Here is a 15355-nt window from a genome sequence, read left to right on the forward strand (position 1 = left end):
AAGGCCGCTTTTCCGATAATCGATTATCACCCGATCTATTGTCACTTGAACAGGTGCTCGCCGAGGCTGCGCCGGCGCTTCACCAGACTCAATCTACACGCCGGACCGGCAGGAACTCAGTCGTCGCCGAGCGTCAGGTGGACGCCGCCGACCAAGGTGCTGACCACGTTATACAGCAGGGAAATAATCGTGGTGAGCAGGGTGGCAATCACAACCTCGATGATGGAGAAGATGGTCACGCCGGAGATCACGGTGGTCAGGGACAACACGTTCTTCAAGTCGAATCCCTCGGTGTTGAGACCGGTGCTGGAAACGATCTGGGTGATCTGTCCGAAAACGCCGACGGCGTCAAGCATGACCCATACCAGCGCGGCGGCGACGATCTGGATGATGGCGCCGGCGATGGAAAGCATGAACGTCACCTTGGCCACGGACCAGGCGTCCACGCGGGTCAGGGACAGGCTCATGCGGCGTGCGCGCGGCGTGCGGCGCACGTTCGGACGCGAGGTGGTGGGAGTGCTGCCGTTCGGCAGAGCGGATTCCTCGGGATCGCTGGACACGGAACGTGCCACGCGGGGGGTACCCTGCGCAGGGCTGATCAACGGCTCAGCAGGTTCGACTGTGGGTGGGGCCACGGGCTGCATGACCGGCTCGTTTCCTTCGAGATTCTCGCTCATCGTTTCTCCTTACAGGCTATCGGTAGCCTCTGCTGTTAGCGAGGCTACCAGCTTTTCCGGACGCCGCTCACTCGGCGTCCGCGTTGTTCACATTCTCCTCGGATTGCGCGGATTCGGCAGCCTCAGCAGGCGCTTCAGCAGACTTAGTAGACTCGGCAGACTCAACGGCAGGTGCCTCAGCGGGTGCGGCGGCAGCCCCAGCGGCAGATTCGCCCTCATCCTCCTCGTCGTCCTTCTCCTCGTTGCGCGCGATGGACAGGATCTCATCGCCCTTGTCCGGCTTGGCGAAGGTGACGCCCTGCGTGGTGCGGCCGGTGCGGTTCACCTCGTCCACATTGGAGCGGATCACCTTGCCGGACTTCATGATGGCCATGACCTGATCGTCCTCGGACACCACAAGCGCGCCCACCAGCGAGCCGCGGCCCTCCACGAGCTGCACAGCCTTCACGCCGAGGCCGTTGCGGCCCTGCAGGCGGTATTCCGAAATGGCGGTGCGCTTGGCGAAGCCCTCGTTGGTGACCACGAAGAGGTCCTTGTCGGAATCCTCCGGCACCACGTCCATGGCGAGCAGGCTGTCGCCTTCGCGGAACTTCATGCCCTGTACACCGGCGGTCTGACGGCCCATCGGGCGCAGCTGCTCGTCGTCGGCCTGGAACTTCAGGCTCATGCCGAGGCGCGAGACCAGGATGATGTCGTCCTCGGCGTTGCACAGCGCGGCGCCAATCAGCTCGTCGGCGTTCTCGCCGTTCTCGTCGGTCATCAGGCGCACGGCGATCAGACCGCCCTGACGAGCGGAATCGTATTCGGCCAGCGGCGTCTTCTTGACCTTGCCGGAGCGGGTGGCGAGCACCAGGTACTTCGCCACGTCGTAGTTCGGGATGGACAGCACGGCCTGGATCTGCTCGTCGGGCGCGAACTGCAGCAGGTTGGCCACGTGCTGGCCCTTGGAGTCGCGCGAACCCTCCGGCAGTTCATATGCCTTGAGCCGGTAGACGCGGCCCTTGTTGGTGAAGAACAGCAGCCAATTGTGCGTGGAGGTCAGGAAGAAGTGGTCCACCACGTCGTCCTCACGCAGCTTGGTGCCCTTGATGCCCTTGCCGCCGCGGTGCTGGGCGCGGTATTCGTCGGCCTTGGTGCGCTTGATGAAGCCGGAGTGGGTGACGGTGACCACCACGTTCTCTTCGGCGATCAGGTCCTCGACGTTCATCTCGCCGGAGAACGGCAGGATCTTGGTGCGGCGCTCGTCGCCGTACTTGGCCACGATCTCGTCGAGTTCGTCGCCGATGATCTTGCGCTGGCGCTCGGGCTTGGCGAGGATGTCGATGTAGTCGGCGATCTTGCGCTGCAGCTCCTCATGCTCGGCAACGATCTTGTCGCGGTTCATGCGGGTGAGCGTGCGCAGCTGCATGGCCAGGATGGCGTCCGCCTGCACCTGGTCGATGTCGAGCAGCTGCATCAAGCCGGTGCGCGCGGCATCGGTGTCTTCGGAGGCGCGGATGAGGGCGATGACCTCGTCCAGCATGTCGAGCGCCTTGAGGTAGCCCTGCAGGATGTGGTCGCGCTCCTCAGCCTCGCGCTTGAGGTACGCAGTGCGTCGGGCGATGACGTCGAGCTGGTGGCCGACCCAGTGGCGGATGAAGGCGTCCAGGCTCAGCGTGCGCGGCACGCCGTCCACCAGAGCCAGCATGTTCGCGCCGAACGTCTGCTGCAGCTGGGAGTGCTTGTACAGGTTGTTGAGCACGACCTTCGGCACGGCGTCGCGCTTGAGGACCAGCACGAGGCGCTGACCGGTGCGGCCGGAGGTCTCGTCGCGCATGTCGGCGATGCCCTGGATCTTGCCGTCGCGCACGGCTTCGCGGATGGAGACGACCAGACGGTCCGGGTTCACCTGATACGGCAGCTCGGTGACCACCAGGCACATGCGGCCGTTGATCTCCTCGGTGTTGACCACCGCGCGCATGGTGATCAGGCCGCGGCCGGTGCGGTAGGCCTGTTCGATGCCCTTGTGGCCGAGGATGGTGGCGCCGGTGGGGAAGTCCGGTCCCTTGATGATGCGAATCAGGTTGTCGAGCAGCTCCTCGCGGCTCGCGTCCGGGTGTTCGAGCGCCCAGTGCACGCCTTCGGCGACCTCGCGCATGTTGTGCGGCGGGATGTTGGTGGCCATGCCGACGGCGATGCCGGCGGAACCGTTGACCAGCAGGTTCGGGAAGCGCGCCGGCAGTACGGTCGGCTCCTGGGTCTTGCCGTCGTAGTTGGGCACGAAGTCGACGGTGTCCTTGTCGATGTCGCGCACCATTTCCATGGCCAGCGGGGCCATACGGCATTCGGTGTAACGCATGGCCGCGGCCGGATCGTCGCCGGGGGAGCCGAAGTTGCCCTGACCGTCGACCAGCAGATAGCGCATCGACCAGGACTGGGCCATGCGCACGAGGGTGTCGTAGATGGCGGCGTCGCCGTGCGGGTGGTACTTACCCATCACGTCGCCGACCACGCGGGAGCACTTGTTGTAACCGCGGTCGGGGCGGTATCCGCCGTCGTACATCGCGTAGACCACGCGGCGGTGCACGGGCTTCATGCCGTCGCGCACATCCGGCAACGCGCGTTCCACGATCACGGACAGCGCGTACGCCAGATAGGATTCGCGCATCTCCTGCTGCAGATCCTTGCGCTGGATGCGTTCGCCGGTCATCAGGCCGTAGTCGGTGTTGTCCGCCTCCTGCGGGCTCAACGGCTCCATCGAGCCGTCCGGCATGAACTGATCGTCGGTGCCGTCGCCGTCCGTCGGCACATTGTTGTTTTCGTCTGCCACTCTATCGTTCCTTTAGTTGTCTAAGTCTTAAGCCGCTCGTAGCCCCCTCTGACGAGGGCGGTTGGAGGATTCGGTCACGCGTCGATCCAGCGGACGTTCTTGGCGTTGCGCTGGATGAACAGGCGGCGGGGCTCCACTTCGTCGCCCATCAGCATCGAGAAGGTCTCGTCGGCCGCGGCAGCATCCTCGATGTGCACCTGCTTCAGGATGCGGTGCTCGGGATCCATGGTGGTCTCCCACAGCTCCTGGTAGCTCATCTCGCCCAGACCCTTGTACCGCTGGATGCCTTCGCCCTTGGGCAGCTGGCGGCCCTTCGCCTTGCCCTCGGCGAGCACACGGTCGCGTTCGGCGTCGGTGTACACGAAGTCGTGCGGGCCCTTGGTCCACTTGAGCCGGTACAGCGGCGGCATGGCCACGTAGACGTATCCGGCGGTAATCATCGGGCGCATGTAGCGGAAGAACAGCGTCAGGTTCAGGGTGGCGATGTGCGCGCCGTCCACATCGGCATCGGCCATGATGATGACCTTGTGGTAGCGGACCTTGGAGATGTCGAAGTCCTCGCCGTAGCCGCCGCCCACGGCTGTGATCAGCGATTCGATGGTGTCGGACTTCATCATGCGGTCCAGGCTGGCGCGCTCGGTGTTGAGGATCTTGCCTCGCAGCGGCAGGATGGCCTGGGTGATCGGGTTGCGGCCCTGGATGGCGGAGCCGCCTGCGGAATCACCCTCCACGATGAACAGCTCGCACTCTTCGGGGTTCGAGGACTGGCAGTCCTTGAGCTTGTCCGGCATGCCCGCGGATTCGAAAATCGACTTGCGGCGGGTGTTCTCACGCGCCTTCTTGGCTGCCAGACGCGCGCGCGAGGCCTCGATGGCCTTCTGGATGATGTTCTTGGCCTCGGCAGGATGGGAGTCGAACCAGTCGCCGAGCTTGTCGGTCATCACGCGCTGGACGAAGGTTTTGGCTTCGGAGTTGCCGAGCTTGGTCTTGGTCTGGCCTTCGAACTGCGGGTTGGTGAGCTTCACGGAAATCACGGCGGTCAGGCCTTCGCGCACGTCGTCGCCGGACAGGTTCTCATCCTTGTCCTTCAGGATGCCCTTGTCGCGAGCGTACCGGTTGACCAGCGAGGTCAGCGCCGCACGGAAGCCCTCCTCGTGCGTGCCGCCTTCGGTGGTGGAGATGGTGTTGGCGAAGGTGTGCACCGACTCGGAGTAGGCGGTGGTCCACTGCATGGCCAGTTCGGCGGAGATGCCGAGCTTCAGGTCCTCGGCCTCGAAGCTGATGACCTCGTCCTCGACCGGGTTGACCTTACGCACCTTGACCAGATAGTCGACGTAATCCTTGATGCCGTTGGCATACTGGTAGGTGACGGTCTGATGCGTCTCGCCGGCGTCCGGCGCATCGTCGCCAGCCACTTCATCGCCGGCCTGATCGGGTTCGCGCAGGTCGGTGAGGCTGATTTTCAGGCCCTTGTTGAGGAAGGCCATCTGCTGGAAGCGGGAGCGCAGGGTCTCGAAGTCGTAGACCGTGGTCTCGAAGATCTTCGGGTCGGCCCAGAACGTCACGGAAGTACCGGTGGATTCACCCTCGGCCATCGGCTCGCCCTGCTTCAGACGTGCGGTGGGGTGCTGGTCGAGGTAGGTCTGGGTCCAGTGGAAGCCCTGACGGCGCACTTCGATGTCCACTCGGGTGGACAGCGCGTTCACCACGGAAATGCCGACGCCGTGCAGGCCGCCGGAGACCGCGTAACCGCCACCGCCGAACTTGCCGCCGGCGTGCAGCTTGGTCATCACGGTTTCCACGCCGGAGACGCCTTCGCCGGGCACCTCGTCCACCGGGATGCCTCGGCCGTCGTCCACCACGCGGATGCCGTTGTCCGGCAGGATGGTGACTTCGATGTGGCTGGCGTATCCGGCCAATGCCTCGTCGACCGAGTTGTCGACGATCTCGTAGACCAGATGGTGCAGGCCTCGCGGGCCGGTGGAGCCGATGTACATACCCGGGCGGATACGCACGGCCTCCAGTCCTTCAAGCACTCTCAGATCAGAGGCCTCGTAATGTTCGGGGGCCATGGATTCGTCAAGTTCGCCCTCGGTGAGTTCCGCAGTGTTGATATGCTCCGCAGCCGCCTTCAGCTGCTCCTCTTTGCTGGTTTCGTCTGCCAACAGGCTTCCTTCCGTAACTACCGGTCAACCTCGCAAATATCGTCTATTGCTGAAGCGATATGCCGTAAGACGCCCATAAAGGGCTCTTCTAGCCGTTTGACCATACTTCATGAGATTTTACTCGTTTAGCACGACGAGCGCCATAGCGAGCCTTCTGCAGGTTCGAGGTCCAAGCCCACCCCTGCCGAATCCACCATCCACGCGCTTACTTCCGCCGCGCCCATTTGCGCGAATAACCGACGGCCGGACCGGTGACGCGGATCTCGTTGATGGTCAGTCCTTTGAGATTGCCCCGGATCGTTTCGGTCAGCTGGGGGATGAGATAGGTCAGCTGCGTGGCCCAGATGGTCGATTCCGCGCGTATCGTCAGCACGCCATTCGTGAAGTCGGCCACCGCCGTATGCTTGGCGACGCCTTCGCCCACCACCTGATCCCAATGGGTGCGCAGTTGCGCCAGTTTCAGGTTCATGCTCCAGACGCCATCACCCGCGATGGTGGACATCACGTCGCCGAGCTCGATTGGGTCGCGTCCGGGTTTGCCGAAGTTCTCGACGGCTTCCTCACGCCGCCGGCGCCGGTCCTTGAGCAACGCGCCACGATGCGAGATCTGCTCGAATACCTCGGCGGCGAGCTTGGTCTGGTCAAGGTGCAGGGCGAAAGCCACCGGCGGCGTCATCGTGGCCCCGATTCACCGGTATCAGCGGCGTGAGATGCGGCGTCGGCGGCCGGAGCCGCTGACGCCGCGGTATCGCTCAGCAGCGAGGCATCGTCCGCAAGCGCAGTATCCCCCGACCGCGCTGCAATCGACTGCTGCAGCGACTCTTGAAGCGACTGGGCGAAGGCGTCATACTGCGCTTTCAGCGCGGCGACATCGATCACATGCGCGCGCCCCTCGCGCGTGGCCGCCTCCGGAGCATCGCCTTCCGCGGCCACGGTGATCAGCGTCTGATCCTGCCGGGCGGCGAAATCAAGGATCTGCGCGCGCCGGCTGTCGTCCAACTGCGCGAACACATCATCGAGAATCACGATTGGCCGGGTTCCGAGCCTGTCCTGAATGACCTGGAACAACGCCATTTTCAGCGCCAAAGCAATGGTCCACATCTCGCCGTTGGATGCGAATTCCTTGGCGGGCATGTCGAACAGTTCGAGGCTCAGGTCGTCGCGCTGCGGACCGATGAGGTTCACCCCGCGAGCCACTTCGCCGGGGTAGATGCGTTGGAAATGCTCGCTGATCGCCTGATGAGGCTCATCGAAGATCAGTACTTCGTCGAACGATGGCAGATACCCTAGGCTCACCTGTTCGGTGTCGCCGGCGAGATCGCGATAGATCCGCGCGAACGGTTCGGCGAGCAGCGCTATCAAATGCCGACGCATGCGGGTGATCGCGATGCCGGCTTCGATGAACTGCCCGGTCCAAATCTCCAGACCGCTGAGTACGGCGTCCACCGGCTGTCCGGCGTTCTGGTTCGCGCCCAACTGCTTGAGCAGGGTGGCGCGCTGCTTGCCGATGCGCGTGAACTGTTGCAATGCCGCCAGATATCCGGGTTCAAGCAGCGCGCCGGCCTGATTGAGGAAGGTCCTGCGCGCGGCCGGGTCGCCGGAGATCAGCCGCTGGTCCTCAGGCGTGAACGATACCGAGGGAATCTGTCCGATGATGTCGCGCAGGTACATCGACGAGCCGGAATTCACGCGGGCCCGATTCGCCCCGCGCGCATGGATGGAGGCCTCGTACGTGGTGACGTGTTCGGTGGCGGTCGTCCGGTCCTGGCCGTCGACGCCGAACTCGCCGGTGCCGTCGACCACGTTCGCGCGGATGGTGGCAGTCGTCTGTCCGCGCTCGATGAGCGGCAGGGTGCTGGAGGTGCGATGGCTGGATCCGGTGGACAGCACCTCCACTGCCTCGACGATATTGGTCTTCCCCAGGCCGTTGTTTCCGATGATCAGGTTCACACCCGGTACGAAATCGACCACTACTTGGCTCCATGAGCGGTAGTGGTCGAGGGCAAGTCGCGAAATGTACATCGGATGATGGTCGATTCCTAGGGTTTATCTCGTAATTGTCTGAGTGGTGTTGGCCTACTCTGATGGGACGCTGCCGTGAAGCAGACAGCGGAGCTGTTTGTAGGCAGCGTGCGAGCCGACAGGCGAGCCGGTCGGTTGTCGCGCGTAGCGCGTCCGTAATTGCAGGTCGGGCTGTCAGCGAAGCTGACTGGGGGAGAGACAAGAGACGCAGTGCTCAATTACTAGTGAGACGGACCACTAGGGTTTACCGGATCGCGGTCCGATGGGTTCAGCTGTTGAAGCGCATCGGCACGAGCAGGTACCGGTAGTCCATCGATTCGTCGGAATCGGCTTCCTGCTGGCCGTTGAACTCCACCGGCTTGACCGGGGTGGTCATCTTGATGCGCACGAACGGTTCGGCGATGGCGGACAGACCTTCCTTGAGATAGGAGGGGTTGAACGCCACGGTGATGTCGTCGCCGTCCATATCGATGTCGAGCGTTTCGTTGGCCTGGGCCTCATCCGCGGAGCCGGCGGACAGCGCCACTTCCTGGCCGGAGAAGACCATGCGGATCGGGGCGTTGCGTTCGGCTACCAGAGCCACGCGGGTGATGGCATCGAGCAGATCCTGCTTGTTCACCACGGCCTGAATCGGGTATTCGTCGGCGAACAGGCGGTCGACTGCCGGGAATTCACCATCGATGAGCTGGGAGGTGGACACGCGGCCGGCGTTCTCGAAGCCCAGCAGAGTCGGATTGTCGGCGTCGAAGTCAAGGCGGATGTTCTGGTGCTCGTCCAGCGAACGGGCCACATCCTTGAGCAGCGAACCGCGGACCAGCGTGGTCGTGTCCACATCCGGGTTCACCGGGCTCCAGGTGAAGGTGGCGCGGGCCAGACGGAAACGGTCGGTGGAGGTCAGCACGACCTTGTCGCCACGGAACTGCATGCGCACACCGGTGAGCACCGGGCGGTTCTCCTCGCGGGAGACCGCGACCGACGCCTGGTTGACGGCCTGCACGAAGGTCGGTGCGTCTACCTGGCCGAGGGCTGCGGGCACGACGGGCAGGTCAGGGTACTCGGTATCGGGCATGAGTTGCAGCGTGAACGTCGACTTGCCTGCGCTGATGGTCAGTGTCGAGTCGGTGGTGGACATGTAAGTCTTCTCGGAGCGCAGCGACTTGGTGATATCCGCCAACAGCTTGCCGAGGACCAGTACGGAACCGGGTTCGTCGACGCCGGCTTCGATGTGGTGACGTGCCGAGATTTCGTAGTTGAAGGCCGAGAACTGGAGTGTGCCGTCGACGGCTTCCAGCCGGACGCCAGCCAGAATCGGGTTCGAGGGTCGAGCGTCGATGACGCGAGACGTCCAGGCTGCGGCGTCGGCCAAGGCTGCGGTATCGATTTCGACTTTCATATGGGTTTCCCTTCGTCTGATTTCGCTGAAGAACATTCTAGCCGGTGAACTGCTAAGTCGATGTGGAGCAGTGCCCGCCGATTACTGTGCTGATGATGCCCTTCTAAGTACCGAGTAAGTAATCGCCATAATAAGCGCGGTGGATAGTGTGGATAAGTGCTCGCAGGGCTTCTGCCGCAACGGTTGATAACTATGTGCACAATGTGGATAACTTCTGCATAGTATGTGGATAAATCGCCAAGTTATCCACACCGGAAATGCCGGTTTTTGGTTATCCACATCGAGGTGACACTTGTGCACGACTTATCCACCGCTATTTTGGGGGTAATCCACGAGTTATCCGCAGAGTTTACCCACATTTGTGAATAACTATGTGGATAACTTCGCCGCGATTTTCGCGTGCGCACGGCGTGTTGGGCCCCTCGGCGTCGAGCAGAATCGATTCTGGAGACCGTTTTTGAGGGTTTTCGGAACCGGGTTGCGCGAAGTGCCAAAAACGTTCGCTGAAACGCATTCTCCCGGATAGCGTGATTTCTGCCTCCAACGGCGCACGGAACGCGTCAGTGCCATGCGATCCAGCAGTCTGCTGCGCAGAGGGGGCCGATACCGGCGTGTATGGCTCCCCTTGTCAGGACAGCACCGTAAAGCAAACAGCAGAGTTGTTTGTAGGTGCTGTGCGAGCCGACAGGCGAGCTGGCAAACCGCGCGCGAAGAGCGTCCATAATTGCAGGACGAGCTGGCCCGCGAAGCGGGACTGAGGGGTAGTCGATTAATCAACGAACCTTCGCAGGCCGTAAGCGCGTCTTGCAGGGGCTTGTACTCAACTCGCAGAATCGATTCTGAAGACGAAAAACGGCACTTTTCGAGACCTCAGTCCCCAAAAGTGCCGTTTTCGGTCGCTCAGACGGATTCTCCCGGATTGGTTCCGGGTGCCTTACTTGTCGCTGTTCTGCTTCAGACGCACGGTGAGTTCCGTGACGTAGGTGTAGATCTCCTGCTTCTGCTGCATCTCGTCGCTCACACGCGTGTAGGCGTGCATCACCGTGGTGTGATCGCGGCCGCCGAACACTTCGCCGATGTCGAGAAGGCTCATGCTGGTCATTTCGCGGGCCAGATACATGGCGATCTGGCGCGCGAGGGCCACGTTCTTGGTGCGCGAACGTCCCACAAGGTCGTCGAAAGTCAGGTGGAAGTACTTGGCGACCTGGCCGATGATGTCGGTGGGCTTGATTTCCACGTCGGTGGTGAAGAAGTCCTGAAGCGTTTGCTCGGCCAGAGCGCGGGTCACCGGCTGGTTGCTCAGCGATGCGACCGCGGTGACACGGGTCAACGCGCCTTCGAGCTCACGGATGTTCTCGGTGAAGCGTTCTGCGATGAGGTCGAGCACGTCGCTGGGGATCTTCGAGCCGTTGATCGAGGCGATCATGCGCAAAATCGCGATGCGGGTCTCAAGATCCGGCGGCTTGACGTCTACGGTCAGGCCCGATTCGAAACGCGAGATCAGGCGTGCCTCGAATCCCTTGAGGTTCTTCGGCGCCACATCGGAGGCGATGACGATGCGCTTATTCGCCTGATGCAACGCGTTGAATGTATGGAAGAACTGGTCGAGGGTCGCTTCCTTGCCGCCGAGGAACTGGATGTCGTCGATGAGCAGCACGTCGACTTCGCGGTAGCGACGGTTGAATGCGGCGATCTGACCCTGGCTCTGGTTCGGGTTCTGCAGCGCGTCGATGAATTCGTTGGTGAATTCCTCGGACGTGACGTACCGGACCTTGAGGCTGGGATCCTTGACCAGAGCGTAGTTGCCGATGGCGTTGAGCAGGTGGGTCTTGCCCAGACCGGACCCGCCATAGATACACAACGGGTTGAAATCCTGTCCGGAGCCTTCGGCCACCGCCAATGCCACGGTACGGGCGAACCGGTTGGAATCGCCGGGCACGAACGAATCGAACGTGAAGTTCTTATTGAGATGCGTCTCCGGGTCGCGGTTCATCTTCTGACCGCCTACCGGATAACGGGGCTCATTCACCGGCGCAGGAACGAATTGTGGCTCGGGTTGGGATGCAACCTCAGGCTGCTTGGCGCCATACGGTGACTGGCCGAACTGTTTGACCGTCGGAGAGGCATCCCTGCGATGGGGAGCCTTCGGCTTGGGCGCAGGCTTGGGTTTCGGCGTCATCTTAGGCGCGACTTTGAATGCCGGGAACATGGTGGTCCCGGTTACGTTCTGCAACGCCTGCAGCAACTGCTCGTTGAGATTGCCCTGAATGGCCTGCAACGTGTCATTGGAATCCACGCATAACACAATGGTCGGGCCGAACACGCCCTCGGGAATCACTCCCTCGAGCCACCCTTTTTCACGGGGAGTCAGCGACGAGCTGTGTTTGAGTATGGTGAGCGTGTCCGACCAGATGCGGGCAGCTTCGACCGCGGGGTCGGCAGATGAACCAGCCATACAGACCCCTTCTTCTTGCTCGTGCGTACATGGATACAATAGGACATGTTTACTACTATCCGCGGAAGTTATCCACCGCGTTGCGTGTTGGAAATGCTCGATTGTGAATAACATAGATGTAATTTGTGGATAACTATCCGTGCGGAATGGTTGATATTACGCCATTATCGAGCCCACGGCGTGTTGTAATTGTTGTGTCGAAATGTGAAAACTCATCCGCTGTTTTGACTTGTGGGCAGGGTTGAGAGTAGGTTGGTATAGCTTGACTCACGTGAGGGCAGCGCGAAGCGTTGCCAAATAGACCTAGGAGCATTGATTATGAAGAGGACGTTCCAGCCGAACAACCGTCGTCGCCACATGAAGCACGGCTTCCGTCTGCGTATGCGCACCCGTTCCGGCCGCGCGGTGATCAACCGCCGTCGCGCCAAGGGCCGCAAGTCCCTGTCCGCCTGATCCCATCGATCAATACCACAGCGGCATAGTCGAGGTGGAGCGGCTGAAAAGCCATCGCGATTTTGTGTCCGTGCTAAAGCGCAGGAGCAAAGTCGGTGGCCGAGATATCGTCGTGCACTATTTGGTGCCCGATGAGCAGCATGACGACCAGGCGAATCATCGTCGCCTGGGTTTGGCCGTCTCCAAATCCGTCGGCAAAGCGGTTACCCGAAATACGGTGAAGCGTAGGTTCCGAGTCCTGGCCAGGATGCACGAGCACCAACTCCCGGAACAGTGCGATATCGTATTGCGCGCCAAGCCAAGCGCGGCAACTGCCTCGTTCGCTTCTTTGGATCAGCAGATCGCAAAGTGCTTTGCTGCCGTGGCATATAAGGCGAAGTGACATGTCTACTTCCATCAAGGCGGTGATGATTCGCGGTGTGCGTTGGTACCAACGTCACATTTCAGCGAATACGCCGCCTTGTTGCAAGTATTATCCGTCATGCTCGAATTACACCATTGAGGCAATCGAACGGTATGGGGCTTTCAAAGGGGGAGTGCTCGCTGTGCTGCGATTGCTTCGCTGCAGGCCGTGGAGTCGCGGGGGAATAGACGACGTGCCGCAGCGTTACTCGATTTTTTACAGATTTTCGTGGTCGAAGGCTCATGAGGAGCCTCGACTGACACCATTGGCCACAACCCAAGGAGAGGCCCAACGATGATCAACCAAAACCAATTCTTCCTCGATAGCGGGTTCTGGGGGTTCTTCTACAAGATTCTGACCCCTGTCGAGTGGCTGCAGACCTGGATTCTCAAAATCGTTCATGATTTTTTCGTGCTGCTTGGCATGAACGAGGTCGGTGTCTCCTGGGTGCTCGCGGTCATCGCTCTGGTGCTGGTCGTTCAGGCATGCATCTTCCCGCTGTTCTATAAGCAGATCAAGTCGATGCGCAAGATGCAGGCGTTGGCTCCTAAGATGCAGCGCATCCAGAACAAGTACAAGGGCAAGACCGATCAGGCTTCCAAGGAAGCCATGAGTCGCGAAATGATGAAGCTCTACCAGGACAACGATGCCAATCCGGCCGGGTCCTGCCTGCCGTTGCTCATCCAGAGCCCGGTGTTCATGTCCATGTTCTATACGCTTTCGGCCATTCCGTACATCGCCAGTGGCGTGAAAAAGGAGTCGCTGGGCGCGTTTGATCAGGCCACCGCCCAGCAATTCACGCAGACCGATGTGTTCGGCATTGTCAGCGTCACCGACAACTTCAACTCCGCAGACATCGCAGGCAAAGTCGTCATCGGCATCTTCGTGGCGCTGATGTGCTTCTGCCTGTGGTTCACGACCTACTTCAGCATGAAGCGCAATACGCCTACTGCTTCGATGAACAAGCAGGCGGAGAGCATGCAGAAGATGATGCTGTGGCTCTTCCCGGTGATGTACATCTTCTCCGGCGTCACCATGCCCTTCGCCGTGCTGGTCTATTGGTTGACGAACAACGTGTGCAACTTGGTTCGTACGTTCTGGCAGGTCATGTATTTCCCGACTCCGGGTTCCCCGGCTGCCGAGGATAAGGAAAAGCGTGATTATCGCCATGAGAATGAACGTCGCGCCAAGGCCGGTTTGCCTTCCCTCGAAGAAGAGGAACTGCAGAAGGCGAAGGAAGCTGCCGAGCGCCGTGACGCCAAGGGATATCAGCGCGCCCAGCCGCAGCGCAAGCGGAAGCGGAAGTAACTATTGATGCTGTGTCGAACGTGCTCCATGTTCACGTGAAACATGGAGCACGTTCGACACTCTACGGGTATTTACCCTGAACACGTTAGACTTGTAAATCAGTATCTGCTAGAAGGAGTATCGCATGGCACAGGATGACGAGAAGACGATTGATCAGCTCAACGAAGAGGCTGACATCGCCGCTGATTATCTTGAAGGTCTGCTTGATATCGCCGACTATGAAGGCGATATCGAAATGGGTATCCGCAACAATCGTCCGACGGTGCAGATTGTTGCAGATGACGACACCGATATCAAGAACCTGATCGGACGTAACGGGGAAGTGGTTGATGCACTGCAACAGCTGACTCGTCTCGCTGTCCAGCAGAAGACCGGTGAGCGATCCCACTTGATTGTCGATGTTGATGGCTTCCTCAAGCGGAAGCGTCAGAAACTTCGTGATATCGCTCTTGATGCTGTGGATGCAGTAAAGGAATCCGGCGAGGCGGTCGACCTCAAGCCTATGAATTCCTTCGAGCGTAAGGTCGTCCATGATGTCGTTCGCGAAGAGGGTCTGAAATCTCGTTCGCATGGTGAGGAACCGAATCGTTTTGTCACTGTATATCTTCGTAAGTCCGATGACGATGCTGAGGACGGTACCGATGATTACGATCAGGACTCAGTTCTTGCATAGTCATGGTTTATGAATCAGACCCTGTTTTAGGCTGTGGATTTTTGGCAAGCCAAAGAGTCTGATTGTTGTTTCACGTGAAACAGAGAGAAGGAATGTCGTATGGCAGATGCCCTTGACGGTTCGCCGGTACTAGACCAAGTGCTTGGCGATGCATTGCCTCGACTCGAGCGTTTTCATGACAAGCTCGAACGTGAAGGTGAGCCGCGTGGTTTGATCGGCCCTCGTGATGTCGATATTATCTGGGAGCGTCATATCCTCAATTCAGCTGCCATTGTTCCGTACGTCATGCGATCGACCGCACAGGCCAGATTCAAAACGGTGGCCGATATCGGCAGTGGCGGTGGTTTTCCCGGCTTGGTTGCTGCCGCATGTTTGCCTGATCATCGCTTTACGCTGATTGAACCTATGGAACGTCGTGTCGAATGGTTGAGCGAATGCGTGGAGCTCATGGAGTTGGATAACGTCACGATAGTGCGAAGCCGTTCAGATGAAGTCATTGCTCAGGTTCGGAAGCACACGCTGCATCCTTTTGCAGTAGTCACATGTCGTGCGGTGGCACCTATGACCAAGTTATCCGGTTGGACACTGCCCCTGTTGAAACCATCGGGTCAGCTGATCGCTTTGAAGGGTCGTTCCGCTCAGGCTGAACTCGATAAAGCGAAAGATCAGATCAACCGATATGGAGGTCGCAATCCTCGTGTCGTTGAAGCGGAAGTTGGTCCAGGACTTGAATCGACACATGTGGTTATTGTAGATAAACGATAACGCTCTGCTGTACATCAAGAGATTCGATGTCCTATCCTATCCAGCGCCAATGTTCGTTGATTTTGTTGTTGGCTCCCCTTGTCAGATGAGCTGGCCCGCGAAGCGGGACTGAGGGGTAGTGGCTTAATAAACGACCATACGATGAGGCATACTAGTTGCTTTCATCGAACGAGGACTGGGAGAGGCTTATTAAGGATTGGAGTCCAATCTGGAGCAACTGAGTACTGATAAT

The 15355-nt window shown here is 60.0% G+C and carries 12 protein-coding genes and 1 pseudogene; 6 read left to right on the plus strand and 7 right to left on the minus strand.

From position 1 onward, the window contains the following. Positions 1-116 precede the first annotated feature (116 nt). The 7 genes and pseudogenes from BREU_RS08565 to dnaA all read right to left on the minus strand — a co-directional run bounded on the left by BREU_RS08565 (position 117) and on the right by dnaA (position 11521). A complete protein-coding gene (locus tag BREU_RS08565; RefSeq protein WP_044089253.1) occupies positions 117-677 on the minus strand; it encodes a DUF3566 domain-containing protein in 561 nt (186 codons plus the stop codon). Positions 678-744: 67 nt separating this feature from the next. Further along, the gene (gyrA, locus tag BREU_RS08570) at positions 745-3486 is read right to left on the minus strand and encodes a DNA gyrase subunit A (protein ID WP_044089254.1); all 2742 of its coding nucleotides are present in this window, start codon (positions 3484-3486) and stop codon (positions 745-747) included. A gap of 74 nt (positions 3487-3560) precedes the next feature. Continuing rightward, positions 3561-5651: a DNA topoisomerase (ATP-hydrolyzing) subunit B gene (gene gyrB, locus BREU_RS08575; protein ID WP_044089255.1), complete on the minus strand. Its 2091-nt coding sequence runs from the start codon at positions 5649-5651 to the stop codon at positions 3561-3563. Positions 5652-5856: 205 nt separating this feature from the next. Further along, positions 5857-6327 carry a DciA family protein gene (locus BREU_RS08580; RefSeq protein WP_044089256.1) on the minus strand — a complete coding sequence of 157 codons (471 nt, stop codon included), beginning with the start codon at positions 6325-6327 and terminating at the stop codon, positions 5857-5859. Positions 6328-6505: 178 nt separating this feature from the next. Further along, a pseudogene (recF, locus tag BREU_RS08585) lies at positions 6506-7673 on the minus strand (DNA replication/repair protein RecF); the annotation flags it as partial. A gap of 268 nt (positions 7674-7941) precedes the next feature. Beyond that, a complete protein-coding gene (gene dnaN / locus BREU_RS08590; protein ID WP_044089257.1) occupies positions 7942-9066 on the minus strand; it encodes a DNA polymerase III subunit beta in 1125 nt (374 codons plus the stop codon). A 934-nt stretch (positions 9067-10000) separates the two neighbouring features. After that, positions 10001-11521, minus strand: a complete 1521-nt coding sequence (dnaA, locus tag BREU_RS08595; protein ID WP_044089258.1) for a chromosomal replication initiator protein DnaA — start codon at positions 11519-11521, stop codon at positions 10001-10003. Between the two features lie 318 nt (positions 11522-11839). On the opposite strand from dnaA, the gene rpmH reads away from it, so the two are divergent. From rpmH to rsmG, 6 genes are all read left to right on the plus strand, one after another. After that, positions 11840-11974, plus strand: a complete 135-nt coding sequence (gene rpmH / locus BREU_RS08600; protein WP_007054596.1) for a 50S ribosomal protein L34 — start codon at positions 11840-11842, stop codon at positions 11972-11974. A gap of 34 nt (positions 11975-12008) precedes the next feature. Beyond that, entirely contained in the window at positions 12009-12356 is a 348-nt protein-coding gene (gene rnpA, locus BREU_RS11655) for a ribonuclease P protein component (RefSeq protein ID WP_081886644.1), read from the plus strand. 1 nt (position 12357) lies between these two features. After that, the gene (yidD, locus tag BREU_RS11660) at positions 12358-12675 is read left to right on the plus strand and encodes a membrane protein insertion efficiency factor YidD (RefSeq protein WP_081886645.1); all 318 of its coding nucleotides are present in this window, start codon (positions 12358-12360) and stop codon (positions 12673-12675) included. Beyond that, positions 12672-13685, plus strand: a complete 1014-nt coding sequence (gene yidC, locus BREU_RS08610) for a membrane protein insertase YidC (RefSeq protein WP_044089261.1) — start codon at positions 12672-12674, stop codon at positions 13683-13685. The genes yidD and yidC overlap by 4 nt, the downstream gene beginning before the upstream one ends. A 124-nt stretch (positions 13686-13809) precedes the next feature. Then, a complete protein-coding gene (locus tag BREU_RS08615; RefSeq protein WP_044089262.1) occupies positions 13810-14358 on the plus strand; it encodes a Jag family protein in 549 nt (182 codons plus the stop codon). A 99-nt stretch (positions 14359-14457) separates the two neighbouring features. Next, positions 14458-15123, plus strand: coding sequence for a 16S rRNA (guanine(527)-N(7))-methyltransferase RsmG (rsmG, locus tag BREU_RS11665; protein WP_081886646.1), 666 nt, complete (start codon positions 14458-14460; stop codon positions 15121-15123). Positions 15124-15355: the final 232 nt, after the last annotated feature.

Source organism: Bifidobacterium reuteri DSM 23975 (genome assembly GCF_000741695.1).
In the GTDB taxonomy this organism is placed as follows: Bacteria; Actinomycetota; Actinomycetes; order Actinomycetales; family Bifidobacteriaceae; genus Bifidobacterium; species Bifidobacterium reuteri.